At 73.4% G+C, this 24,130-nt stretch carries 20 protein-coding genes, 2 tRNA genes and 1 pseudogene; 3 read left to right on the forward strand and 20 right to left on the reverse strand.

Features of this window, described 5'->3' with window-relative positions; translation table 11 throughout:
- Positions 1 to 188 precede the first annotated feature (188 nt).
- Entirely contained in the window at positions 189 to 1,280 is a 1,092-nt protein-coding gene (locus tag ACZ7G1_RS32950) for an LLM class flavin-dependent oxidoreductase (RefSeq protein ID WP_470876467.1), read from the reverse strand.
- A gap of 405 nt (positions 1,281 to 1,685) precedes the next feature.
- Here ACZ7G1_RS32950 and ACZ7G1_RS32955 point away from each other — a divergent pair, with 405 nt between their 5' ends.
- Both ACZ7G1_RS32955 and ACZ7G1_RS32960 read left to right on the forward strand, forming a co-directional pair.
- Positions 1,686 to 2,444 carry an IclR family transcriptional regulator gene (locus ACZ7G1_RS32955; RefSeq protein WP_017237127.1) on the forward strand — a complete coding sequence of 253 codons (759 nt, stop codon included), beginning with the start codon at positions 1,686 to 1,688 and terminating at the stop codon, positions 2,442 to 2,444.
- 152 nt (positions 2,445 to 2,596) lie between these two features.
- A tRNA-Lys gene (locus ACZ7G1_RS32960) sits at positions 2,597 to 2,670 on the forward strand.
- A 43-nt stretch (positions 2,671 to 2,713) separates the two neighbouring features.
- Here the strand turns inward: ACZ7G1_RS32960 and ACZ7G1_RS32965 are convergent.
- The 6 genes and pseudogenes from ACZ7G1_RS32965 to ACZ7G1_RS32990 all read right to left on the reverse strand — a co-directional run bounded on the left by ACZ7G1_RS32965 (position 2,714) and on the right by ACZ7G1_RS32990 (position 10,731).
- Positions 2,714 to 3,393: pseudogene (locus ACZ7G1_RS32965) on the reverse strand (response regulator transcription factor).
- The gene (locus ACZ7G1_RS32970; RefSeq protein WP_470876471.1) at positions 3,324 to 4,628 is read right to left on the reverse strand and encodes a sensor histidine kinase; all 1,305 of its coding nucleotides are present in this window, start codon (positions 4,626 to 4,628) and stop codon (positions 3,324 to 3,326) included. The pseudogene ACZ7G1_RS32965 and the gene ACZ7G1_RS32970 overlap by 70 nt, the downstream one beginning before the upstream one ends.
- Before the next feature lie 96 nt (positions 4,629 to 4,724).
- Positions 4,725 to 6,386, reverse strand: a complete 1,662-nt coding sequence (locus tag ACZ7G1_RS32975; protein ID WP_470876473.1) for an AMP-binding protein — start codon at positions 6,384 to 6,386, stop codon at positions 4,725 to 4,727.
- A 52-nt stretch (positions 6,387 to 6,438) separates the two neighbouring features.
- On the reverse strand, positions 6,439 to 7,032 hold the full coding sequence (locus tag ACZ7G1_RS32980; protein ID WP_470876475.1) for a lytic polysaccharide monooxygenase auxiliary activity family 9 protein: 594 nt from the start codon (positions 7,030 to 7,032) through the stop codon (positions 6,439 to 6,441).
- A 151-nt stretch (positions 7,033 to 7,183) separates the two neighbouring features.
- Positions 7,184 to 9,280 (reverse strand): SPFH domain-containing protein, encoded by a 2,097-nt coding sequence (locus tag ACZ7G1_RS32985; protein WP_470876477.1) that lies wholly within the window; start codon positions 9,278 to 9,280, stop codon positions 7,184 to 7,186.
- Positions 9,281 to 9,306: 26 nt separating this feature from the next.
- Positions 9,307 to 10,731, reverse strand: coding sequence for a peptidoglycan-binding protein (locus ACZ7G1_RS32990; protein WP_470876479.1), 1,425 nt, complete (start codon positions 10,729 to 10,731; stop codon positions 9,307 to 9,309).
- A gap of 184 nt (positions 10,732 to 10,915) precedes the next feature.
- Between ACZ7G1_RS32990 and ACZ7G1_RS32995 the strand changes: the two genes are divergently transcribed.
- Positions 10,916 to 10,989 (forward strand) — tRNA-Lys (locus tag ACZ7G1_RS32995).
- A 100-nt stretch (positions 10,990 to 11,089) separates the two neighbouring features.
- Here the strand turns inward: ACZ7G1_RS32995 and ACZ7G1_RS33000 are convergent.
- The 13 genes from ACZ7G1_RS33000 to ACZ7G1_RS33060 form a co-directional block, all read right to left on the reverse strand.
- Complete coding sequence (locus ACZ7G1_RS33000; protein WP_470876480.1) at positions 11,090 to 11,755, reverse strand: class F sortase; 666 nt, start codon at positions 11,753 to 11,755, stop codon at positions 11,090 to 11,092.
- A 483-nt stretch (positions 11,756 to 12,238) separates the two neighbouring features.
- Complete coding sequence (locus ACZ7G1_RS33005) at positions 12,239 to 12,829, reverse strand: hypothetical protein (protein ID WP_470876482.1); 591 nt, start codon at positions 12,827 to 12,829, stop codon at positions 12,239 to 12,241.
- A gap of 84 nt (positions 12,830 to 12,913) precedes the next feature.
- On the reverse strand, positions 12,914 to 13,693 hold the full coding sequence (locus tag ACZ7G1_RS33010; RefSeq protein WP_017237117.1) for an HAD-IIA family hydrolase: 780 nt from the start codon (positions 13,691 to 13,693) through the stop codon (positions 12,914 to 12,916).
- Between the two features lie 79 nt (positions 13,694 to 13,772).
- On the reverse strand, positions 13,773 to 15,314 hold the full coding sequence (locus ACZ7G1_RS33015; protein ID WP_470876484.1) for an alkaline phosphatase family protein: 1,542 nt from the start codon (positions 15,312 to 15,314) through the stop codon (positions 13,773 to 13,775).
- Between the two features lie 155 nt (positions 15,315 to 15,469).
- Positions 15,470 to 16,528 carry a 2-aminoethylphosphonate ABC transporter substrate-binding protein gene (locus ACZ7G1_RS33020; protein WP_470876485.1) on the reverse strand — a complete coding sequence of 353 codons (1,059 nt, stop codon included), beginning with the start codon at positions 16,526 to 16,528 and terminating at the stop codon, positions 15,470 to 15,472.
- Between the two features lie 22 nt (positions 16,529 to 16,550).
- Positions 16,551 to 17,348 carry an ABC transporter permease gene (locus tag ACZ7G1_RS33025; RefSeq protein WP_470876487.1) on the reverse strand — a complete coding sequence of 266 codons (798 nt, stop codon included), beginning with the start codon at positions 17,346 to 17,348 and terminating at the stop codon, positions 16,551 to 16,553.
- Positions 17,335 to 18,216, reverse strand: coding sequence for a 2-aminoethylphosphonate ABC transporter permease subunit (locus tag ACZ7G1_RS33030; protein ID WP_470876699.1), 882 nt, complete (start codon positions 18,214 to 18,216; stop codon positions 17,335 to 17,337). The genes ACZ7G1_RS33025 and ACZ7G1_RS33030 overlap by 14 nt, the downstream gene beginning before the upstream one ends.
- Positions 18,217 to 18,229: 13 nt before the next feature.
- Positions 18,230 to 19,282 carry an ABC transporter ATP-binding protein gene (locus ACZ7G1_RS33035; RefSeq protein ID WP_470876489.1) on the reverse strand — a complete coding sequence of 351 codons (1,053 nt, stop codon included), beginning with the start codon at positions 19,280 to 19,282 and terminating at the stop codon, positions 18,230 to 18,232.
- Positions 19,279 to 19,965, reverse strand: coding sequence for a phosphonatase-like hydrolase (locus tag ACZ7G1_RS33040; protein WP_470876491.1), 687 nt, complete (start codon positions 19,963 to 19,965; stop codon positions 19,279 to 19,281). The genes ACZ7G1_RS33035 and ACZ7G1_RS33040 overlap by 4 nt, the downstream gene beginning before the upstream one ends.
- Positions 19,966 to 19,970: 5 nt before the next feature.
- A complete protein-coding gene (locus ACZ7G1_RS33045) occupies positions 19,971 to 21,092 on the reverse strand; it encodes a TIGR03364 family FAD-dependent oxidoreductase (RefSeq protein WP_470876492.1) in 1,122 nt (373 codons plus the stop codon).
- A gap of 114 nt (positions 21,093 to 21,206) precedes the next feature.
- The gene (locus tag ACZ7G1_RS33050; RefSeq protein ID WP_470876494.1) at positions 21,207 to 21,965 is read right to left on the reverse strand and encodes a GntR family transcriptional regulator; all 759 of its coding nucleotides are present in this window, start codon (positions 21,963 to 21,965) and stop codon (positions 21,207 to 21,209) included.
- Positions 21,966 to 22,015: 50 nt separating this feature from the next.
- Positions 22,016 to 22,855, reverse strand: coding sequence for a hypothetical protein (locus ACZ7G1_RS33055; RefSeq protein WP_470876495.1), 840 nt, complete (start codon positions 22,853 to 22,855; stop codon positions 22,016 to 22,018).
- Between the two features lie 122 nt (positions 22,856 to 22,977).
- Positions 22,978 to 24,063: an ROK family transcriptional regulator gene (locus ACZ7G1_RS33060; RefSeq protein WP_470876701.1), complete on the reverse strand. Its 1,086-nt coding sequence runs from the start codon at positions 24,061 to 24,063 to the stop codon at positions 22,978 to 22,980.
- Between the last annotated feature and the right edge of the window lie 67 nt (positions 24,064 to 24,130).

Below are 24,130 nucleotides of genomic sequence, written 5' to 3' on the forward strand. Positions count from 1 at the left end.
GAACGGCGCGTCAATGGTCTGAACCAGATTGAGGACTAGACCAATTTGACGATGAAAGCCCTTGTCAGGGACGTGCAGCACAAAACGGAACCGCCCGCCACCATCGGTGACGAGCGGTTTAAGGTTCACTTAGGCCAGGATCCGGGGTTCGTTCGAGGGTGAACCAAGCGGCCTTCGGAACTCCGGTTTCACCCGGCCGCACCCTCCTCGGGGTCCGGCAGCACGGGCAGCTCGTACGCGTCGGCGATCAGCTCGTAGCTGCGCACCCGGGCGTCGCCGCCGTGGCCGTTGGCCGTGATCATCAGCTCGTCGGCACCGGTCCGCTTGCGCAGGTCGTCGAGGCCGGTACGGACCTCGTCCGGGGTGCCGTACACGACGTTCGCCAGCCAGCTGTCGACGAACTCCCGCTCCGCGGGGCTGAATCCGTACGCCTCCGCCTCCTCGGGCGTCGGCACCAGACCCGGCCGGCCGGTGCGCAGCCGCAGCATCGCGAGCGCGCCGGCGAGGACCTCGCGGCGGGCGGCGGGCGCCTCGTCGGCGGCGAGCGCCGAGACGCCGATCATCGCGTACGGGGAGTCGAGGACCGCCGAGGGCCGGAAGGAGTCCCGGTAGAGGTCGAGCGCCGGGATGGTGTTCCGCGCCGAGAAGTGGTGGGCGAAGGCGAAGGGCAGGCCGAGCAGGCCGGCGAGGCGCGCGCTGAAGCCGGAGGAGCCGAGCAGCCAGATCGGCGGGCGCCCCTTCGGGCCCTGCACCGGTCCGGGGACGGCGTGGATCCGGGCGTACCGGTGTCCGTCGGGGAAGTCGTCGTCCAGGAACCGGGTCAGCTCCGCGAGCTGCTCCGGGAAGTCGTCGGCCCCTTCGTTGAGGGTGTCCGTGCGCCGCAGGGCCGCCGCGGTGGCGCCGTCGGTGCCGGGCGCGCGGCCGAGGCCGAGGTCGATCCGGCCGGGGGCGAGGGCCTCCAGGGTGCCGAACTGCTCGGCGATGACGAGCGGCGCGTGGTTGGGGAGCATGACGCCGCCGGAGCCGAGCCGGATGCGCCGGGTGTGGGCGGCGAGGTGGGCGAGGATCACCGCCGGGGAGGAGGAGGCGACCCCGGGCATGGAGTGGTGTTCGGCCACCCAGTGGCGGTGGAAGCCGCGCCGCTCGGCGAGCCGGCTCAGCTCGACGCTGGTGGCGAGCGCCTGGGTCGCGGTCCGCCCGCTGCCGACGGTCACCAGGTCCAGCACGGACAGCGGTACGGGGGCGGTACCCCGCGCCTCTCCTCGAATAGCGTCGGTCACCGTCGAGACCCTCCTCGGCACACGTGCGGATCCTGCTCCGGATGCTCCTCCGGAGGGGCGGCCGGAGGGGTCTCCGGTCGCATCAGGGCTACAACAGGAGGGTGTCTCCGCTTATTCCTGGCGCCACCGAGGGTTCTCGGCCACCCGGAACGCCCCTTCCGGGTCCGCTTCCGCATAAAAAATCTCTCGTTCGCCGGCGGCCGAAAGCGCTCGCTGGCGCGTTCGCGCACCGCCCTGACCTCAGACTCTCCGCACCACTCATGACATGGGCATATGCCAGAGTGGCGCGCCCCAGCGTACGGCCCGGATCGTCCGCATCATTCTCGCCAACAGCCGCCCCGTAAACGGTCCTTGGCGGCTATCGTGGTACGAAAGCTTGCGGTCACAACCTGGTAGGGGGAAACCGTGGCGCTGAAGCCCGAGCCCACCGCGCCGTTCCACTCGGTGCAATACGCCCTGCGCGTCCTCGAGACGGTGTCACGGCACGGTGGCGGAGTGACGGACGTCCAGATCGCGCGCGAGACCGGCCTGCCCGTGGCCCACCTGTCCTCACTGCTCCTCATGCTGCGGCGCGAGGGGTACGTCGAGCAGGTGGCCGACGGCGCGTACGTGATCGGGGACTCCCTCGTCCTCCTCGGCTCCGGCCTGACCCGCCGCGAGGCCCTGGAGGCCAAGCTCCAGGAGACCCTGACCGAGCTGCGCGACTCCGTCGGCGCCGCGGTCTACATCAGCAGGTACATCGACGGCGAAGTGAAGATCACCCAGTTCGCCGACGGCCCGCGCACACCCAAGGTCAACGAGTGGGTCGACTTCCGCTCGGCGGCGCACGCCAGCGCGGTCGGCAAGTGCCTGCTCACCCAGCTCGACCAGAACGGCAGGCGGGACCACCTCTCCCGGCACAAGATCGCCCGGCTGACCTCCCGGACGATCACCAGCGAGCGCATCCTCTTCTCGAAGCTCGACAGCCAGCCGGCGACCGTGCCCGTGCTCGACCTCCAGGAGTACGCGGTCGGCACCGTCTGCGCCGCCGTCCCGCTCACAGCGGGCTCGGCCGTGGGCTGCCTGGCGCTCTCGCTGCCCATCGAGCACGCCCACCGGCTGCGCGCCGCGGCCGACACGCTCAACCGCCGAGCGGCTCCGGTGGTGCTCTCGCTCGCCATCTGAGGCGTCCCCAAGGCCTTTCCGGGGCGTTCGCGAGGCTTTTCCGAGGCGCTCCCGAGGCCTTTCCGAGGCTTTCCGTGGACGCGGAGGAACCCGGTCCCGCGGGGTGGTCCGAAGCACCCCGCGGGACCAGGTAGTATTTTCTCTGTCAGCAGGCGCCGCTAGCTCAGTTGGTTAGAGCAGCTGACTCTTAATCAGCGGGTCCGGGGTTCGAGTCCCTGGCGGCGCACCGACAGAGAAGGCCCCCTCACGCGAGTGAGGGGGCCTTCTTGTCATGCCCGGAGGTAGGTCAGGACCGCGAGGACGCGGCGGTGGGTGTCCTCGGCGGGCGGCAGGTCCAGCTTGGCCAGGATGTTGCCGATGTGCTTGCCGACGGCGGCCTCGGTGACGACCAGCCGGCGGGCGATGGCCCCGTTGGAATGGCCCTCCGCGACCAGGCCGAGGACCTCCCGCTCGCGCGGGGTGAGCGCTTCGAGGGGGTCCCGGTGCCGGCGCAGCAGTTGCCGTACGACCTCCGGGTCGACGACCGTGCCGCCGTCCGCGACCCGGGCCAGGGCGTCGAGGAACTCCTCGACCTGCCCCACCCGGTCCTTGAGCAGATAGCCGACGCCGGTGCCGTCGCCCGCGTCGAGGAGGTCGGCGGCATAGCTGCGCTGCACGTACTGGCTGAGGACGAGCACCGGGAGCGGGGGGGGGGGGGGGGGGGGGGGGGAGGGGGGCCGCCCCCCCCCCCCCCCCCCAGCCCCTCGTCCTGGAAGCCGGGCGGCATCCGCACGTCGGTGACCACGATGTCCGGCTCCTGCTCGGCGACCGCCTCGCGCAGGGCGTCCGCGTCGCCGACGGCGGCGACGACCTCGTGGCCGAAACGGGCCAGGAGCCCGATCAGTCCCTCCCGGAGGAGGACGCTGTCCTCGGCGAGGACGACACGGAGCTTGCGGGCAGTGCGGGACACGGGATCTCCACTCGCAGGACGGTCGGCCCGCCCGGCGGGCTCATGATCGTCAGTGTGCCATCGAGGACGGCGATCCGGTCGGCGAGTCCGGTGAGTCCGCTCCCCCGGGCCGGGTCCGCCGCGCCCCGCCCGTCGTCCTCGACGGCCAGCCGCAGCACCCCGCCGGAATGCCGGGCGGTGAGCGCGGCCCGGCTCGCCCCGCTGTGCTTGCCGATGTTCGCGAGCGCCTCGCAGACGGCGAAGTAGCCGGCGCTCTCCACGCTCACCGGCAGCCTCGGCAGCTCCACGTCGGTGTCCACCGGGACGGCGGAGCGGTCGGCCGCGTCGGCCAGCGCCGGGCCGAGGCCGTAGTCGGCGAGGACCTGCGGATGGATGCCGTGGATCAGCTCCCGCAGCTCGGTCAGCACCTGCCCGGCCTCCCCGTGGGCCTTCGCCAGCTGCTCGGCCAGCGGGCCGCCCGGCGGGGCGTCGAGCCGGGCGAGCCCGAGCGTCATGGTCAGGGCGACGAGCCGCTGCTGGGCCCCGTCGTGCAGGTCCCGCTCGATCCGGCGCCGCTCCGCCTCGAACGCGTCCACGAGCCGCGCCCGGGAGGCGATGACCTCGCCGATAGCCCCCCGCTGATCGGCCTCGCGCGGGGTCAGCAGCGCGCGGGCGAGAGCCGCGCGCGCCCCGGCGACGGCGGCGAGCGGATAGGCGAGGGCCACCAGGAGGACCGCGCCGAGGAGGGCGGCGGCGAAGGCCTCCGGATAGGAGGTCACCAGATACGCCTTCACGACCTTCGTCTCGTCCCCGTCCAGGGCCAGCCGGACCGGCGCGGCGAGCAGCGCCACCGGCAGGCCGACGCCGACGGCGAGCGCGAGCGCGTCGAGCGGCCACAGCGCGGTCGCGAGCAGCAGCCCGTACGCCAGCTCCCGCCAGGTGGCCTGCTCCCCCACCCGCAGTCGCAGCCACGCCCCGAATCCCGGCCGCGCGGGCACCCGGTGCGGGTCGGGCGCCGGGTCGCGGTCCACGAGCCGCAGCCGCCACCGTTCGATCCCGCCGATCGCCGGTCCGGAAAGCAGCAGCAACGGAAGCCCCACCAGGAACACCGAGAACACCCCGAGCACCAGGAACACCAGGCACACCGCGGCCCCCACCGCCCCGCCGCTCGCCAGATACCCCACGGCCCGCCAGGGCCACGAGGTCAGCGGAAAGCGCGTCCGGGTGAGTGCCTGCCAGCACGTACGGGGTTCCATGGGCGCCCACGCTAGGCGGCGGGCCCGGGGCGGTGCCATGGGTCTGGGGGGCGTGGCGGGGGTGGGCCCTGCCCTACCTCCGTACCTCCGGTCCGCTCAGGCGAGGTCGCGGCCGTGGCGTTCGTACTCCTCGCGGAGGGCGGCGGTCGCCTCGGGGGTGAGGGGTTCGTAGGGGGCGGCCGGGGTGGGGCGCCACCAGACGGGGTCCGGGGTGAGGAAGGAGGCGCGGCGGAGGGCGACCCGGTGGATCTTGTTGGTGGCGGTGAGGGGCAGCTCGGGCATGACGCGGACGAAGCGCGGCGGCATCTTGGTGCCGAGGTCCCGCTGGGCGGCGAGGAAGGCCGCGAACTCCGCCGGGTCGAAGGCCGCGCCTTCGCGCAGGGCGAGCGCGGCCATGACCTGGTCCCCCGCCACCGGGTCCGGTATCGCGTAGACGGCGACGCCGGCGGCCCGGTCCCAGCGGGCGAGGATGTGCTCGATCATGGCCGCCGCCAGGTTCTCGCTGTCGACCCGCAGCCGGTCGTCGGTGCGGCCCGCGAAGTAGAGGAAGCCGTCGGCGTCCCGGTAGAACAGGTCGCCCGTCCAGTACCAGCCTTCGCGCAGCCGGGCCGCCTCCGCCTCGGGGTTGCGCCAGTAGCCCTCGAAGGGCGAGCGGCCCCGGTTGACGAGCTCGCCGACGGCCTCGGAGGCGTTGAGGAGCCGGCCGGTGGGCGAGAAGCGGGCCGGCGGGCACTCGCGGCCGGTCTCCGCGTCGATGACGGCGAGGTCGTCGGAGGGGGCCGCCCGGCCGATCGCCCCCGTCGGGGTGTCCGGGGTCCGCTGGATCGCCGCGCCCCCCTCGGAGGATCCGTACCCCTCCACGAGCGGGACCCCGAAGCGCTCCCGGAAGCGGGCCGCGTCCACCGCCCCGGCCTCGGTGCCGAAGCCGAGGCGGAGCGGGTGCGCCCGGTCGTCGGGTCCCGGCGGGGTGGCGAGGAGGTACTGGACGGCCCGGCCGACATAGGTGAAGTAGGTGGCGCCGAAGCGGCGCACATCGGGCAGGAAGCGCGAGGCCGAGAAGCGGGCCCGCAGCGCGACCCCGGCGCCGGCGACGAGCGCGGGAGCCCAGTCGGCGATCACCGCGTTGCCGTGGAACATCGGCATGCACACGTAGTGGACGTCGTCCCGGCGGACCCCGAAGTGGTCGACGAGCGAGGCTCCCGCCGCCACGAGCCGCCCCTGGCTGCACAGCGCCGCCTTGGGCGCCCCCGTCGAACCGGAGGTGAACGAGAGCAGGAACCTGCTGTCGGGGCGTACGGGTCCCAGGGTCGCGTCCCCCGGACGGGCACCGGCGTAGGGCGCGAGGAGCTCCCGGTAGGCGTCGGTGTCGGTGACCAGGATGCGCACCCCGGGCAGCGGCAGCCCGTCGAGCAGCGGCAGATGGGCGCGCTGGGTGACCAGGACCCGGCAGGCGGTGTGCCGGATGTCCCGGGCGAGTTCGGCGCCGCGCCGGGTCGGGTTGATCCCCGCGACGGCGGCCCCCGCGAGGGCCGCCGCGCTGAGCCAGAGCGGATACTCCGGCGTGTTGTCCAGCAGGACGCCGAGGTGCGGCTCGCCCCCCGGCACCGGTGGCATCAGGTCCACGAGCAGTGCGGCCCGCGCGGCGGCGCCCGCGGCGACCTCGTGATGGGTGAGGGCGTGGTGCTCGTCCCTCAGGCCGATCCGCTGGTCGCCCCACTGGCGCCGTACGAGCTCCGCGACGGTGTCCGCACCCCTCATGGACCGGACTGTAACTGACGTACCGTCAGAACTGAACGGTGGTGACGGCCGATCAGAACTTGACGTCCGAGCAGGCGTAGAACGCGTTCGCCGTGTCCGCGATCGTCCACACCGCCAGGATCAGGTGGCGGCCCGTCTTGCCCGCCGGGATGGTCCCGGAGTGCGAGAGGGTCGCCGGCGGCTGCTGGTTGTTGTAGGGGACGGTCAGGAACGGCTGGGGGTCGAGCGCGGCCCGGGTCAGCTTCTGACTCGGGTCCCAGCCGTTCCTGGTGATGTAGTACTTGAAGTCGGTGGTGCGGTGCCGGGCCGTGAACTGCCAGCGGAAGCTGTAGCTCTGCCCCGCCGTGAGACTCGTCGCCGGCCAGGCGCCGCCCCGGGGGTCGTCGAGCTGGGCGAACTGCGAGAGGCCCGCCGAACAGATCCTGCCGTCGGCGGGACCGGCGGCGGGGAATCCCTTCGGGCCCTCGACCGACTGCGGCTCCCACTGGATGGGGCCGCAGTTGGTCACGGTGCCGTTGGCGCAGAGCTTCTGGCGGCTGATCGGCGAGTCGGTGTAGCCGTGGCTTCCGGCACTGCCGGTACCGAGGAGGGTGACACCGGCGACGCCGAGCGCCACCACCGCCGCCCCGACTGACTTGTTGCGCATGCTGTCGCTCCAGGAGAACGTGGGGAGTTCCGTTGGGCCGTGCTGCACGCGTGCGGTCTTGCGGGCCGACGGGTCGGCCTTACTGCGGGTGACTCATTTTGGTCTGGACCAAGTACCAAGGTATGGACGGAAGTTGAACATGTCCATCCCCTCACGCACCCTCGACCGGAGCCGTCCGGCCCGTGTAGAACGCCACCGTCAGGTCCTTCACCAGCGCCTTGCGCTCGTAGTCGTCCAGCTCCACCAGACCACGACTGGTCAGCCGGTGGACCACGTCGTCCACCGCGTCCACCACCGAGGTCAGCACGCTGTCCCGGTGCTTCGCGTCGATCGCCGCGATCCGGCGCCGCTGCATCGCCGCCGCGACCTCGGGGGCGTACTCGATCCTCGTCGGCTGCGCCGAGAACACGTCCACGCCCACCGGCGCGCACTCCACCGACAGCATCCGCGTCAGCGCCTCGCCGACCGCCTCCGCGTCCCGCAGCGTCGGCGCGTCCTCGTGGAACGCGTCCGCCGGAAGCTGCGACAGCACCCGCGCCATCGCCGCCTCCACCTGCTCCCGCAGGTACTCCTCGTGCCCGTCGACCCCCAGCGCCGCCCGCACGGTGTCCCGCACCCGCCACACCACCAGGACCACCACGTCGAGCGCCGTCCCCTTGGCGTCCACCGCCGACAGCGGCTCACTCCGCCAGTGCCGCAGCCGGACGTCCACCCGCCGCCGCAGCAGCAACGGGCTCACCCACACGAGCCCCGTCCGCCGCACCGTCCCCCGGTAGTCCCCGAACAACGTCAGCACCCACGCGTACCCGACCCTCCCCCGGCCCAGGCCCCCCAGCGCGAACAGCGTCGCCACCACCCCGAGCGCCAGCAGCGCCCACTGCCCCAGGTGGATCCCGTTGTACGGCCGCACCGGCAGCCGCAGCATCCGCGCCGCCTCCTCCGGCACCGCCCCCGCCCACCACACGACCGCCGCCGACCCCGCGATCGCCAGCGCCCCCGCCGCCACCCCGACCCAGCCCGGCAACACCGGCCCCGGCCTCTCCACCAACCCCGGATCCGCCGTCGGCCCCGGCCGCGTCCCCACCGGCCGCACCTCCTTCGCCTCCTTCCCGCGCCTCCCCCGCACGTCCGCCACCGGCACCTTCGCCGGCGCCGGAATCGCCGCCCTCGCCTTGCTCGTCACCCGATCCGCCCGGTCCGCGCGCGTCACCTTCTCCCCGTCCTTCTCCGCCACCGGCACCGCCATCGCGACCGTGTCCGGCCCCCCGTCCACCGGGGCAGCCGGGCGCGCGGCCCCCTCCGGCTCCTCCCTGAACAACAGATGCACCGGAATCGCCCCCGTCGTCTCCGCCCCGATCACGTTCCTCCGCCGCACCACCCGCACGACCCCCGCCGTCGGCACCGCCACCGCCCCGATCCCCGCCCCGGTGATCCGCCCGAAGTCGGGCAGCCGGTGGTTGACCACGCCGGCGTCCTTCACGACGGGCGCACGGGTGGCCGCGTCGGCCCCGGCCCCGGCCCGGGCCCCGGTCACGACCTCGGCCCCGGCCTCCGTGGCGGTGACCGCCACCGGCACCGCCGGCGTCCCGCCCGTCCGCACGGCCGCCGCCGCGAACGCCTCCGCCGACTTCCGCGTGAGAGCCGCCCCCTTCGGCCCCGCCGTCAGCACGTCGGAGAGGGACTCGACCACGGCGGCCGCGGGAGTCCCGACCCGGGCGGTGCCCGGGGACACCTGGGCCGCGGTCGCGGGCGACGCGGGGATCACGTTCGCGGAGGGTGCGCCGGGAGGCACCGCAGGGCCCTCACCTGCGACGTCGCCGGACGGCGCCGGGGGGCCCGCGTTGACGGGCCTCTCGGGGCCGACGGGCACCGGGGCCTCGGTCCCGGTCCCGGACTCGGTCCCGGTCCCGGCCTCGGGACGGGTGCCGGGACCCGCCTCGGTGCCTGCTTCGGGTCGGGCTTCGGGTCGGGCGGGGGCGTCGGCCTCGACGGTGGCACCCGCACCGGCGGGGGCAACAGCACCGGCACCGGCACCCGCACCGGCGCTGGTCTCAGCGCCGGCGCCCACACCCGTACCGGCACCGGTCACGGTCTCGGTGCCGGTGCCGGTGGGCGGCTCGGGAGGGGTCGTATCCGGATGGGGGGTGGTGCGGGGGAGGGTGCCGTTGGTGAGGCGGCGGGCCGTGCGGGCCGCGTCGCGGGAGGCGGCGGCGCCGGAGTCCGCGGGGGTCGGGGTCGATGCGGTCATTCGGGGTCCACCTCATGCTCTCGGGGTCATCGGAACAAACGCCGCCAGGTCTCGGGGCCCGGGTAGCCGTCGGCGGCACCGCCGCGCCAGCCCTGCGCCCGCTGGAACGCCTCGACGTTGCGGCGGTCCGCCTCCGACCAGCGCGGACCGGGTCCCGACAGGTAGTGCTTGCCGAAGCCCAGCTTCACCAGTTGTTTGCCCAGCTTCTCCACATATGCGTTGGATTGGCCTGGACGGAAGGAGCCACGCCCGGGATACCCCGGGACATTCGCGCTCGGGCCGCTCGAACCACCCGATCCGCCGATGCTCTTGCCTCCGCCGGTCACGAGGAGCTTCCACGTCTCGGGGCCGGGGAGACCGTCCGCTTCCTTGCCCTTCCAGCCCTGCGCGAGCTGGAAGGCCTGGGTCGCGCGCCGGTCGGCCTCGCCCCACTTGGGGCCGGGGCCCTTGGCGTAGAACTTCTTGCCGCCGCGGTCGACGAGGAGCTTGCCGAGCTGGGTGACGTACGCGTTGTTGGCGCCGGGGCCGAACTTGGCCGCGCCGGGGTAGGGGGCGGGGGTGGCGGTCGGGCCGCCGCCGGTGGTGCCGCCGCCGGTGCCGCCGCTGACGACGCCCTTGTAGCGGTAGGCGAGGTAGCGGTCGGAGTTCTCCCAGTACGCCATGGGCGTCGCCTGCTTGCGGGTGCGCGGCTTGGTCTGCTCGTAGGCGATGTAGGAGGTGTGGGTGTAGTCGGTCCAGCCGCCGAAGATCGTGACGTGGGAGCCGCGGGTCGGGTTGGCGGGGTTGTGGAAGAGGAGGATGTCGCCGGGCTGGAGCTCGGTGCGGTCGATGCGGTCGGCGAAGCGGTCGAGGCTGCCGGTCCACTCGTTGCTGCGGAGGTTCCAGGCCATGGAGATGTAGCCGGAGCAGTCCTGGCGGTAGCCGTCCGACCAGTACTTCTCCATGGAGTACGGGACCTGCGCGTTCACCCACAGCTTGGCGCGGTTGATGATGTCGGCGCGGGTCGTCTGCCGGAGCGTGTCGGTGGAGATCTGGGTGGTGGTCGGGGTCGCGTTGGGGTTGGGGTTCTGGTTGGCGTTCTGGCCGGGCGGGGGGTTCGGGGCGTTCTGGGAGCCGGGGCCGGGCGCGCCGTGCAGGGGTTCCCTCCCGCCCTGCGGGGTCTCGGGGCCCGGCCAGGGCGTGGTGGCCGTCCCCGTCTCCGTACCGGCTCCCGCCGCGGGGGCGAGTGGCTCGGCCGGGTGGGGCAGGGCGGTGGCGATGCCGGCGCCGCCCCCGCCGAGGACGACTCCGGCGGTGGTCACGAGGACCAGGGCGCGGCGGGCGCCGTGCGCGGCCGGGTGGCCGCCGGACCGGACGGGCAGGCCCAGCGCGAGGTCGCGGCGGTGCTGGGCGCAGCCCGGGCAGCCACAGTCGGCTGCGGGTTCGATTTCCTCGAAGACCGGCACACTCATGCGATTCCCCTCCACACTCGTCAAGATCTTTTGACCCTTGGTTTCGGGCGCCAGTGTCTCAACTGTCTGGACAAATCGCATTTTGACGGATCGAAGGCCTGATACGACCATCCGACAGGCCGGTGGCGACCGGTATTGGTCAAGAGCACGGCTTCCGGTCAGGTAGAGTTCTCTCTGTCAGCAGGCGCCGCTAGCTCAGTTGGTTAGAGCAGCTGACTCTTAATCAGCGGGTCCGGGGTTCGAGTCCCTGGCGGCGCACGCGAGACCGAAGCCCCTCACCGGATGGTGAGGGGCTTCGGTGTTCTGCCGTGTCGCGCGAACTGCCCCGCGCCGAGGGCGGGTTCCGGCGGGTGTGTCGTCACGGACCCGTGAGGTACGCGGAGAGGATGACGTTCGCGGTGTAGGTGCGGGTGGCGGCGTCGAAGGTCCCGCCGCAGGTGATCAGGCGGAGCTCGGAGCGCCGCGGGTCGCGGGGGCCGTAGGCCCGCGTGGGGTCGAAGCCGTCGCGGGGAAAGACCCGCACGTCGTCGATGGTGAATTCGGCGACCGAGCCGTCCGCACGGGTGACGAGGACCTTCGCCCCGGGGCGCGCCGCGCTCAGCCCGTAGAAGACGGCCGGTCGCGTCTCGGTGTCCACGTGGCCGACGAGCAGCGCGGCCCCCGCGGCGCCGGGGCGCGTCCCCGCGCCGAACCAGCCCACCGTGTGAGGCATCTCGAAAGGCGGCGGGTCGATGGCTCCGGCGCTGTCGAGGCCGCGCGCGACGACGGGGGCGGCGATGCCGAGGGAGGGGATCTCGACCCTGCGCGGCTCGACCGCGGGGAGCGGGTCGCGGGCCGGCGGCAGGGCGCCCCCCAGCGGCCGCCCGACAGCGGCGATGTCGCCCGTGGTGGGCGCGGAGAGCCCGCCCGGCCCATCCGTGACCTCCCGCCCCCAGAGCCAGAGACCGAGGAGCAGCAGCGCCCAGGCCACCCCGGTGACCAGCCGCCCGGTGCCCGCCGCCCGGCCCCCAGCCGGCCCGCTCACGGCCTGCCGCCGACGCGCCGGCAACCGCGTCGACCGGCCACGCCCGACCCCGTCACGGCCCGTCGCCACGCGCGGCGCGCGGCCCGGTCACGGCTCGTCGGCGCGCTCGGACTCGTCACGGCCCGTCGCCACGCGCGGCACGCGGCCCAGTCACCGCTCGCCGGTGTGCCCGGCCCCGTCACAGCCCGTCGCCACCCGCGGCGCGCGGCCCGGCCACGGCTCGTCGGCGCGCCCGGACCCGTCACGGCCCGTCGGCGTCCGCGGCGCGCGGCGCGGTCACGGCTTGGCGGTGTGCTCGACCCCGTCACGGCCCGTCGGCGCCCGCGGCGCGCGGCCCGGTCACCGCTCGTCGGCGCGCCCGGTCCCGTCACGGCCCGTCGGCGCCCGCGGCGCGCGGCCCGGTCATGGCTTGTCGGTGTGCTTGGTCCGGTCATGGCTGGTCGCCGCGCGTGGGGGCGCGGCGGCCGGTGGGGACGGGCGCGGTCACGGCTGGTCGCCGCCGGTGGCCGTGCGGCGGGTGCTGCGGAAGGCGACCGCGATGGCGGCGAGGGCGGCGAGGGTGAGGCCGAGGAGGGTGTAGGGGGTGCCGAGGCCGTTGTCACCGGCGGTCTGGGCGACGCCGGGGGCCGCGGGGGCGGCGAAGGCGGCGGTGCCGCCGCCACCGGCGCGGACGGGCGCGACGGGGGTGGCGTGGTGGGTGGGCCGGTGGGTGGGCTGGTCACGGCGGACGTGGACGGTGCCGACGTCCGGGTGGTCGTGGCCGTCGCAGGTCACGCTGACCTTGTAGGTGCCGTCTTCGAGGCCGGACCGGATGGTGGTGTCGCCGAAGAGCGGGTTCTTGCCGCCGTCGCGGCCGGTGAGCTCCGCGTCGGCGACGAAGGCCTGGGACTTCGCGGCACCGGTGGTGCCCTTGCAGCCCTCGACGCGGACGTCGACGTCGGCGCCCTGCGAGGCGGTGGACGGGGTGACGGTGACCTTCACTCCGTCGTGGGCGTACGCGCCGCCGGCCGTGGGTGCCAGCACGAGTACCAGCGCCGCCCCTGCGGCACGGAGAGCAATGGGACCTGAACGCATCGTGACCTCCTGATACTGGCAGGGTCACCCGGATCGGCGCTCTTCGCATCCGCAGGGGGCGGAGCGGGGGCGGTGCAGGGGCTGTCAGACGCGGTCGACGATGTCGGCGATCGAGTCGACGATCTTCGAGGGGCGGAACGGGAAGCGGTCGATCTCGGCCTGGGTCGTGAGGCCGGTGAGGACGAGGAAGGTCTGCATGCCCGCTTCGAGGCCGGCCAGGATGTCGGTGTCCATCCGGTCGCCGATCATGGCGCTGGACTCGGAGTGGGCGCCGATCGCGTTGAGCCCGGTGCGCATCATGAGCGGGTTGGGCTTGCCGGCGAAGTACGGCTCCTTGCCGGTGGCCTTGGTGATGAGGGCGGCGACGGAGCCCGTGGCGGGGAGGGGGCCTTCGAGGGAGGGGCCGGTCTCGTCGGGGTTGGTGCAGATGAAGCGGGCGCCGGCGTTGATGAGCCGTACGGCCTTGGTCATCGCCTCGAAGGAGTACGTACGGGTCTCGCCGAGGACCACGTAGTCGGGGGCGTGGTCGGTGAGGACGTAGCCGATGTCGTGCAGCGCGGTGGTGAGGCCGGCCTCGCCGATGACGTACGCGGTGCCGCCGGGGCGCTGGTCGTCGAGGAACTTGGCGGTGGCGAGGGCCGAGGTCCAGATGTTCTCGACGGGGACTTCGAGGCCCATCCGCATGAGGCGGGCGTGCAGGTCGCGGGCCGTGTACATCGAGTTGTTGGTGAGGACCAGGAAGGGCTTCCCGGTCTCCCGCAGCTTCTTGATGAACGCGTCGGCGCCGGGGATCGGCACGCCCTCGTGGATGAGGACGCCGTCCATGTCGGTCAGCCAGGATTCGATCGGCTTGCGCTCTGCCATGGGTGCGGGACTCCTGCCGTACAAATGTGCGGTGTGCTGGGGGCGCCGCGACAGCGCTGTGGCGACGCCCCCAGGGTAATCAGGAAGCGCTGATCTTGACCCCGTCGATCGTCCAGTACCAGTTGTTGGACCCGGTGTAGCGGAAGCGGAAGCTGACGCTTGAGGCGCCGGCGGGCACGGCGACGGTGAGGGACTGCGGCTGGGAGACGACGTCGGAGGTGTAGCTCCGGACGAGCGTGGGGGTGCCGCCGTTGAAGACGGCCAGGACCTGGGCGGTCTGGGCGCCTTCCTGGCGGTAGAAGGTGGTGAAGTCGAGGGTCACGGCCGTCGTGCCGGAGACGTTGTACGCCGGGGTGACCAGGGTCGAGTCGTAGGTGCCGGAGAAGGACTTGTCGGCCCACTCGTCGGAGTCGGCGACGGCGAAGACGCCGCGGGCGCGGACGTTGAGCTCGCGGGACTGGTCGCGCTGGGTGCGGGACCAGAACTCGTCGGTCGCGAAGGACCAGCCGCGCCACTCGGTCATGCCGCCGGTGCCCATGGCGTTGTTGATGACGGACCAGCCGCTGGGCGCGGTGTGGGTGAAGCCGAGGATCCCGGCCGGGATGCCGGTCTCGTCGACCCGGCCGGAGAGGGAGCCGTAGAGGGCGTCGAAGGGGTCGGTGGAGCGGAGCTGGATCGGCTTTCCGTCGAGGCCCCAGGCCGGGTCGGGGGTGATGCCGAGCTGGTGGAAGACGGTGGCGGCGACGTCGACGAGGCGGGTGTCGATCGGGCGGGCGCCGGCGGTGATGCCGGGGCCCTGGGCGAGGACGAAGGTGCGCCGCTCCTCGATGCTGGAGCCGCCGTGGCCGCCGGCGTCGGTGTGGCCGTGGTCGGTGGCGACGATGACCGTCCACCGCTCGCCGGCGTACGTGGGGCGGGCCTGGATCGCGGCGAGCAGCCGGCCGAGGTAGCCGTCCTGGACGTCGATGGCGTCGAGGTACTTGGGGCTGGCGGCGCCGTAGCCGTGGCCTATCTCGTCGGTCTCGCCGAAGTAGACGAAGAGGACGTCGGGGTTCTGGTTGCGCAGGACGTCCTCGGTGATGTCGGTGATGACGAGGTCGTTGACGGCGTAGTCGTTGTTGTAGACGAGCTTGGCGTCGGCGCCGGGGGTGACAGTGCCGTGGGTGTCGAGTTCGGGCCAGTCGACGGCGGCGAAGAGGGAGAGCTCGGGCCTGATCTGGTTCAGGCGGGCGAGGAAGCCGGGGTAGCGGCCGTAGTTCTTGCCGGTGAAGGTGTTGTCCTTGACGCCGTGCTTGTCGGGCCAGACGCCGGTGGAGATGGTGGACCAGCCGGGGCCGGAGGAGGTGGCGGCCATCGGGTTGGCGTAGAGCAGGGAGCGGCCGTAGGTGCCGTTCGCCATCAGGGACTTGAGGTGCGGCGCCTTGGCCGCGTCGATGCGGTCGTGCCGCAGGCCGTCCATGCCGACGAACAGGACCTTGTCCTTGCTGGTGCCGTTCGGGAGCGTCGGGGCGGCGACGGCGGCCTGGGCGGCGGGCGCGGTGGCGAGTCCGGTCGCGGCGACGGCCGCGGTGGCGCCGGCGGCGGCGAGCACGGTGCGGCGGGAGATGCCGTTGATCGGCATGTCGGAGTCCTCCGTAAAGGGGGTGACGGGGTGCGAACACACGTCAACGCCCCTGATTTCTCAGGGGCGTTGGTCCGTACCCGTTATCTTTCCGCAATACGGGGAGGTGTTCCAGGGGGCGTTCGGTGAACTCTTGGCAGCCGAAGAGCTGCCGGTCAGCTGCCGGTCGCGGACTTCCACGCGTCGACGTACGTGGTGAGGTTCTTGTCGATGTCGGCCCAGTCGGGCTCGAAGATCTCGACGCCCTCCATCAGCTGGGCGAGCTCGATGGCGTTGGCGTCGGTCGGCTTGACGTCCTTGCGGGCCGGGAAGCCGCCGCCGATGGCGCTGACCTCGCGCTGGGCCTGCTCGCTCAGCATGAAGTCGAGGAGCTTCCTGCCGTTCTCGGTGTGCGGGGCCTTGTTCACCAGGCCGGCCGCGTAGGGCAGGGCGAAGGTGGTGGGCTTGCCGCCGTCCTTGGCGGGGAACCAGATGCCGAGGTTCGGCATGGACCTGGCCTGGGCGAAGTTCATCTGGACGTCGCCGTTGGCGACGAGGAGTTCGCCCTTGTCGGTCTTGGGGGCGAGCTTCGACGTCGAGGAGGACGGGCCGACGTTGTTGGCCTGGAGCTTCTTCAGATAGGCCATGGCCGGCTCCTGGCCGCCGAAGTCGTGCATCGCCTTGATGAGGACGGCGGTGCCGTCGCCGGCGACACCGGGCGTCGAGTACTGGAGCTTGTCCTTGAACTTGGCGTCGAGCAGCTCCTCCCAGGTCCTGGGCGGGGCCGGCAGCTCCTTCTTGTTGTGGACGAAGCCGAAGTAGTTGTTGACGACGGAGATCCACTTGCCGTCGTCGGCCTTGTCGCCGCCGTCGACCTGGTCGGCGCCCTTCGGGGCGTACGCCTGGAGCAGGCCCTTGGAGTCGGCCTGCTGGATGAAGGGCGGCAGGGTCACGATGACGTCGGCCTGGGTGTTGCTCTTCTCGCGGACGGCGCGCTGCACCATCTCGCCGGAGCCGCCCTCGACGTACTTGACCTTGATGCCGGTCTGCTTCTCGAAGTCGGCGAACACCTTGTCGTACCAGCCGTCGCCCGCCTCGCCCTTGAGGCCGTCGGCGCTGTAGACGGTGACGACCTTCTCGTCGGAGGCGGCGGAGGAGCCGCCGCAGGCGGTGAGGGTGCAGGCGAGGGCGAGGGCTCCGGTGACGGCGGCGACCGGCTTGGCGTACGTAAGCATGACGTTGTCTTCTCCTGAGGACTCAGCGGTACGAGGCTTTGGTACGGATACGGGAGACGGCGAGCAGGGCCAGCAGGGTCGCGGCCATGAGGACCACGGCGAGCGCCGAGCCGGTGAACAGGGAGCCCCGGTCGGTGGCGGTGAAGATGAGGACCGGCAGCGGCGTCCAGTCCGGCGGGTAGAGCATCATCGTGGCGCTCAACTCGCCCATGGACAGGGCGAAGCAGAGCCCGGCCGCCGCGTTCAGCGAGGGCAGCAGGAGCGGCAGCTTCACCCGGAGCAGTACGTACGAGGGCCGGGCGCCCAGGCTGGCCGCCGCCTGCTCGTACATCGGGTCGAGCCGCCGGATCGCGGCCGACACCGACTGGTGCGCGAACGCCGTGACGAGCACGGTGTGCGCCAGGATCACGATCCACCGGGTGCCGTTCAGGAGCACCGGCGGCTGCGAGAACGCCACGAGCACGGCGAGGCCGACGACCACCGAGGGCACCGCGACCGGCAGCATGAACAGGGCGTCGAGCACCCGCCTGCCCCGCTTCCCCAGCGCGGCGGCGGCGAGCGCCGCCCAGGTGCCGACGGCCAGCGCCACCACGCTCGCGGTGACGGCCGTGACGAGGCTCGTCGTCAGCGCCTGGAGAGACTCCCCGCGTACGGCCGCCGTGTAGTGCGCGGCGGTCGGTCCGGACGGGAAGGCACCGGACCAGTGCGTGGAGAAGGAGGCCGTGACGATCACGAGCAGCGGCAGGGCGAACAGCGGGACGAAGAGGACCGCGAACACGGCCCAGGCGGTCCACCTCCCCGTACGGCTATGCACCAGCACGGCGGCTCACCCCCCGGTAGAGGACGTAGAGACCCACGGAAAGGGCGACGTTCACGACGGCGACCACACAGGCGGCGGCGTAGTCCGATTCGAGGATCGCCTTGCCGTAGACCAGCATCGGCAGCGTCGTGACGCCCTTGGCGCCGGTGAACAGGACGATGCCGAACTCGTTCAGGCACATCACCAGGACGAGGCTCCCGCCCGCCGCGAGCGCCGGCAGCGCCTCGGGCAGGATCACCTGCCGCACGATCCGCGGCGGCCGCGCGCCCAGGGAGGACGCCACCTCCAGCTGCGCCGTCTCCAGCTGCGAGAAGGCGGCGAGCAGCGGCCGCATCACGAACGGCGTGAAGTACGTGATCTCCGCGAGCAGCACCCCCCACGGCGTGGTCAGGAACCGGAAGGGCCCGCTCGCGTCCCCCGTGACGTCCGTCCAGATCCCGTTCGCCATCCCCACCGTCCCGTACAGGAACAGCAGCGCCAGCGTGATCAGGAACGAAGGGAACGACAGGAACACGTCGATGAACTTCGACACCGCCTTCGCCCCCGGGAACGGCACGAACGCGATCACCAGCGCCAGCGCGAACCCCAGCACCAGGCACCCCGCCGTCGACGCCACCGCCAGCCACACCGTGGTGACCAGCGCCTCGCGGAAGGACTCGGACGCGAGGACCTCGGCGTACGCGCCGGGCGCGAGGGATTCCCGTACGACCAGGGCGAGGGGGTAGAGGAAGACGAGGGCGAGCACGGCGACGGGCGGCAGGGCCCAGACCCAGGTGGGCAAGGACATCGCGCGCGCGGGCGCGGGTTCGTCAGCGGCCGGAGCGGCCGGTCGGCCGGGCGCGGCCCCGGTCGCGGGCCGCCGTTCCATGAGTCCCGCGCGCTCAGCCATCGCCGACCCCCGCGGCCAGCAGTACCGCGTCGTCGGGCGCGAAGTGCACCGTCACCTCGGCCCCCAGCGGGGGCGTCTCCCGCAGCTCGCGGACGTCCGCCTTGACGCGGTGGCCGCCGATCTCGACGTACAGCCGGTGGGTGGAGCCGCGCCACTGGACTTCGGTGACGCGGCCGGCGAGGGCGTTGGGGCCGGGGCCGAGGCCGACGAGGTGGGGGCGGACGCAGAGGGTGGCGGCGGAGCCGGGCGCGGCCTCGGAGGCCGGCACGTCGAGGCCGACGCCCTCGAAGGTGACGCCGTCGCCGGCCACGGTGACCGGCAGCAGGTTGGCGTTGCCGACGAACGAGGCCGTGAACTCCGTACGGGGCCGGCGGTAGAGGTCCTGCGGGGTGCCGCAGTCCTGGAGGCGGGCCTTGTCCATGACGGCGATGCGGTCGGCGAGGGTGAGCGCCTCGACCTGGTCGTGGGTGACGTAGAGGATCGACACCTCGGGCAACTCGCGGTGCAGCCGGGCGAGTTCGGCGAGCATGCCGGAGCGCAGCTGGGCGTCGAGCGCCGAGAGGGGTTCGTCGAGGAGGAGGACCCGGGGGCGGATGGCGAGGGCGCGGGCGATGGCGACGCGCTGCTGCTGGCCGCCGGAGAGTTCGCGCGGGTAGCGCTGGGCGTAGGCCGCCATGCCGGTCATGTCGAGGGCTTCGGCGACCCGGCCGGGGATCTCGCCCTTGGGCACCTTCCGCGCCTTCAGGCCGAAGGCGACGTTGGCGTCCACCCTCAGGTGGGGGAAGAGGGCGTACTGCTGGACGACCATGCCGATGCCCCGCTTGTACGGCGGGAGGGCGGTGACGTCGCGGTCGCCGATGAGGACCCGTCCGGAGGCCGGGCGGACGAAGCCGGCGACGGCCCGGAGCGCGGTGGTCTTGCCGGAGCCGGAGGGCCCGAGGAGGGCCATGACCTCGCCGGGCTCGACGGTGAGGTCGAGGGAGTCGAGGACGGTGTTGCTGCCGTACGTGACGGTGACGCCGTCGAAGCGGATGCCGCTGGTCATGCTCCCGGCTCCTCGTGGTCCCGTATCAGCCCGGGGAGTTCGGCGATCGAGGCGAGGACGTGCGTGGCGCCGTGGCCGCTGAGCGCGGTCATGTCGTGGGCGCCGGTGAGGACGCCGGCGACGATCCCGGCGCCGGAGCGGACGCCGCTGAGCATGTCGTACGAGGTGTCGCCGGCGACGACGGTCCGGCGGACGTCCTCGACGGCGCCGGTGCGGAGGAAGGCGGCGAGGACCATGTCCGGGTACGGGCGGCCGCGGCCGCCGGCGTCGGCCGGGCAGAGGGTCAGGTCGACGAGGTCGCGCCAGCCGAGGGCGTCGAGGATGGCGTCCTGGGTGACGCGGGCGAAGCCGGTGGTGAGGACGACGGTCCTGCCCTGCTCGCGGAGGGTGGCGATGGCTTCGGCGGCGCCGGGGACCGGGGCGATGCGGCCGCCGCCGACCAGTTCTCCGTAGGCGGCCTCGAAGGCGAGGTTGGCTTCCTGGGCGCGGGTCTCGTCGCCGCCGAAGAGGTGGCGGAAGACGGAGATCTTGGACTCGCCCATGGTGGCGCGGACGTAGTCGATCATCGTGGCGGGGTCTTCGCCGAGGCGTTCGGCGGCGGCCGTGAAGGCCTGCTCGACGAGGCCGCCGTCGGCGACGGTGGTTCCGGCCATGTCGAGGACGACGAGGTTCAGCTTCCGCATGTCGTTCACCAGCCCAGTTCGTTCGCGGTCGTCTCGGCGATGGCGGGCGAGCAGGTCATGCCCCGGCCGCCGGGCCCGGTCACCAGCCACACGTGGTCGCCGACCTTCTGGCGGTGCACGACCCGGCTGGTGTCGACGCACTGCGCGTACACCCCGGCCCAGCGGCGCCGGACCTTCGGCAGCGGGCGGCCGAGGAAGGACTCGACGACGCGGGTGAGGTGCTCGTAGGGGTCTTCGAGGGTGTCGAAGGCGAAGGGGTGCTCGTATTCGTGGGTGTCGCCGATGGTCAGTCCGCCGTCGAGCCGCTGCACCATGAGGAGCTGCATCTTGTGGGCGGCGGCCGTCGGGTCCTGCGGCTGCCCCGCGGCGAGGGCGTCGAGTGCCCCGGAGGCGTACGCCGGGTAGTAGCGGAAGGAGTCGGCGTCGGCGACGGAGGTGGTCAGCGGCTCGCCGAGGGGTTCGGTCTGCATCATCTGGAGGCGGACCCGGCGGACGGGTACCGGTCCGGCGATCTCGCGGACGAGGCCGGAGAGCCAGGCGCCGGTGCACAGGACGACGGCGTCGCCGGTGTGGGTGTCTCCGTGGTCGTCGCGGACCGCGTTCCCGCCCACGACGTCCCGGACCTCACGACCGGGCAGGAACGTGTACTTCCCGGTGGCCAGGAGCGCCTCACGGAGGGCGAGTTGGGCGAGGCGGGGCTCGACGGCGGCGTCGCGCTCGCACCACAGGGCGGCCTGGAACGCCCCGCGGAGGGCCGGGTTGACCGCGCGGGCCTCGTCGGCCGTGAGCAGCTTGTAGCCGCGGGCGGCCGCGTCGGGGCGGGCCACGGCGGCCTCGGCGACGGCGAGTTCGAGCGCGTTCCGCACGGGGGTGAGGGAGCCGATGGCCCGGAAGCCGAGCCCGGGGACGCGGGCGCCGATGCCCTCCCACAGTTCGCGGGCGCGCAGGGCGGTGTCGAGTTCCTCCCCGCCGGCGCGGCCGCTCACCCAGATCTGGCCGAAGTTGCGGAGGGACGCCCCCCGCGCCTCCGCCTCGCGCTCGATGTGTACGACCTCGTGGCCGCGTTCCACTGCGTGCCAGGCGTGCATGGTTCCCACCACGCCGGCTCCTACGACGATCACCTTCATGCCGATGACGGTCGCGGTGGCGGGTGGACCGGACGGATCCGGCGGGCGACTGGACGGTGAACGAACCGACAAGCTTGGACCAGACCCGTTACCGTTCCGTGATCCGCCGTTCCGTCACCTCTGCCGCCCCAGATGCGCAGTGAAGCTGAAGCGGTCACCCCGGTAGAGCGTCCGCACCCGCTCCAGGGGCCGGCCCTCGGTGTCCCGGGAGACGCGGTGGAGCAGCAGCATCGGCAGCGCCGGCGGGGTGCCGATGAGCAGGGCCTCGCGGGGGGTCGCCAGGACGGTCTCGATGCGCTCGTCGGCGTCGCCGAACGAGATGCCGAGGCGGTCGTGGAGGTACGCGTAGAAGGACGAGTCCGGGTCGAACTCCTCGTCCAGGCGCGGGGCGCGGGCCTCGGAGACGTACGTGCTCTCCAGGCCGACCCGCTCGTCGTCGGCGAGCAGCACCCGCTCCATGTGCCAGACGGGCGCGCCGCGTTCGGCGCCGACCTCGGGGGCCAGCGCCTCCGGGCAGGGGAAGCGGTCGAGCGAGATCAGGCTGCGGCCGGGGCGGCGGCCCTGGCGGCGTACGCCCTCCGTGTAGCTGGCGAGCGACAGGGGCTGTTCGAGCTTCGGGCCCGCGACGACCGTGCCCCGGCCCTGGCGGCGCAGCCGTCCCTCCAGGAGCAGTTCGCGCAGCGCCTGCCGGACGGTCTCGCGGGAGACCTCGTACCGGACCGCGAGGTCACGCTCGGTGGGCAGCGGCCCGCCCTCGCCCAACTCGTCGACGAGCAGCGTCAGTTTCGCCTTGACCGCGTAGTACTTGGGGACGCGTCCGTGCTCGGGGACACCGGAACGGACGGGGGCGCCTGGGGTGTTCTGGTAGTTCACGGACGGATGGTCGCAGACGGGAGTGAACGGGAAGGTGTACGGAGCGTGGCTCAGCGGTGCCGGGCCCGCCGGCCGGCCCGGACGAGCACCGCGCCGAGCAGGACGAGCCCCGCCGCGAACCCGCCGAGGGCCGGCGCGTCGCGGTCGGAGCCCCGGCCCGTGCGGGCGAGTTCGGGGCGCGGGAGGCCCGCGCCGGGGTCCGTCCCGCCGGGGACGGTGACCGGTCCGCCGCGCTCCTTCCCCGGCACCTCGGCCGGGTCGGATGTGTCAGGTCCGGCGGGCTCGGCCGGTCCGACGGTGAGCCGGTAGTCGCCGGACTCGCCGATCCAGTCGCCGTCCGCGCCCCTGCGCTGCACGATCGCCGCGTTCACGACCACCTCGTCGGGGACCGCGTCCGCCGTGAACGCCAGCCGTACGGGAACGGTGAGCGTCCCGCCCGCCGGCACCACGAAGCCGCCGAAGTCCGCGAACGCCCCCACGCTCTCGGCCTCCTCCGTCCCCTCGAAGGCCACCCGCCGCCAGCGCGCGGACCCGGCGTCGTAGAACTCGAAGCGGATCTGCGCCGGCCGCAGGGCCCGCTCGCCGTCCGTGAACACCAGCACGGGATGGACCCCCGAGCAGGGCGCCTCCGTCGTGTTGGTCAGATCGAGCCGCCACTCCCGCAGCGGCCCGCCCGCCGGATACTCGGCCGGCCCCCCGTGGATCCGCGTGTCGATCGGGAACCCGGTGTCCGGTACGGCCCCGCAGGCGGGCGCGGCGGGCGGGTCGGGCGCGGGCGCGCCGACCGCCGGGTGGGGCGGGCCCGCCAGGGCGAAGAGGGTCGCCGTGGCGGCCGCCACGGTCGCGGCGGTGGCGGTGCGCTGTCGCCGGCTCTGGGGGGCTGCTGCCATGGCGGGGCCTTCGCTGTTCGCGGGCGTACGGGTCGGCCGCGACGCTGCCATGCCGGGACGGGGGCGACGGGGAGCGACACCGGGCTCACCCCTGGACGGCCAGCATGTTCCGCCCGATCAGCCTATTGACCGAAGATCGGACCGAGGGCGAGCCAGACGGCGCCCTCGGCGACGGTGGTGTACGTCTCCGGCCTCTCGGTGTCACCCGTCTCCGGCTCCGCCACGACCGCCACCGGGGCCGTCAGACCCAGCCCGGCCAGGACCTCGCGCACCCCGTCCGCGAAGACGTCCGGCGCGCCGAGCACCACGCGCCCGCCGAGGAGGATCTGGTCGATGTCGAGGAGCCGTACGAGGTTGGCGGCGCCGGCGCCGAGGATCCGCGCCGCCTCGGCGCGTTCGCCGCGCGCCACCGCCGCCAGGCACAGCACCTCAAGGCAGCCGCGTCCGCCGCAGTCGCACGGGGGCCCGTCGAGCTGCACGGTCTGGTGGCCGAGCTCGCCGGCACCGGTCCTGTCCCCGCGCAGGGGGGCGCCGCCGAGGACGAGACCCGCGCCGAGCCCCGTACCGAGGTGGACGTAGGCGAAGGAGGCGGGGGCGGCGGGGCGCAGGGCGAGTCCGAGGGCGGCGGCGTTGGTGTCCTTGTCGAGGACGACGGGCAGGCCGAGGCGCCGGGCCAGCTCGTCCCGCACGGGAACGCCGTCCCACTCGGGGAAGCCGGTCACGCGGCCGGGCGTCCCGGCCCGGTGGTCCAGGGGGCCCGGCATGGCGACCCCGGCGCCGAGCACGGTCCCGCCGGCCGGGACGGCGCCGAGCAGGGCCCGTACCTCCTCGGTCACCGTGTCGAGGACCCGGCCCGTCCCCGCGCCCAGGTCCACGGGGCGGCGGCGCAGGGAGACGGCGGCGCCCGCGAGGTCGGCGAGGACGGTGGTGAGTTCGTCGCGGTCGAGGTGGACGCCGACGGCGTACCCGGCGGTGGGGACCAGGCGCAGGACCGTGCGGGGCTTGCCGCCGGTGGAGGCGCGGTGGCCTGCCTCGGTGGCCAGACCGTCGGCGCGGAGCCGGGCGGTGATCTTGCTGACGGCCTGGGGGGTGAGGCCGGTCCGCTCGGCCAGTTCGAGGCGGCTGATGCCCGCTTCCCCCGCCGTGCGCAGCAGATCGAGCACGAGGGCGGCGTTGTGGCTGCGCGGGGCCGGCGCGTCCACGCCCATCAGGTCTCTTCTCACTCCCCCATTGTGGCCGTCGCTTGCACTTTGGCAACGGCGTTGCTTAAGTGAG

Source organism: Streptomyces sp. NPDC037273, assembly GCF_055603625.1.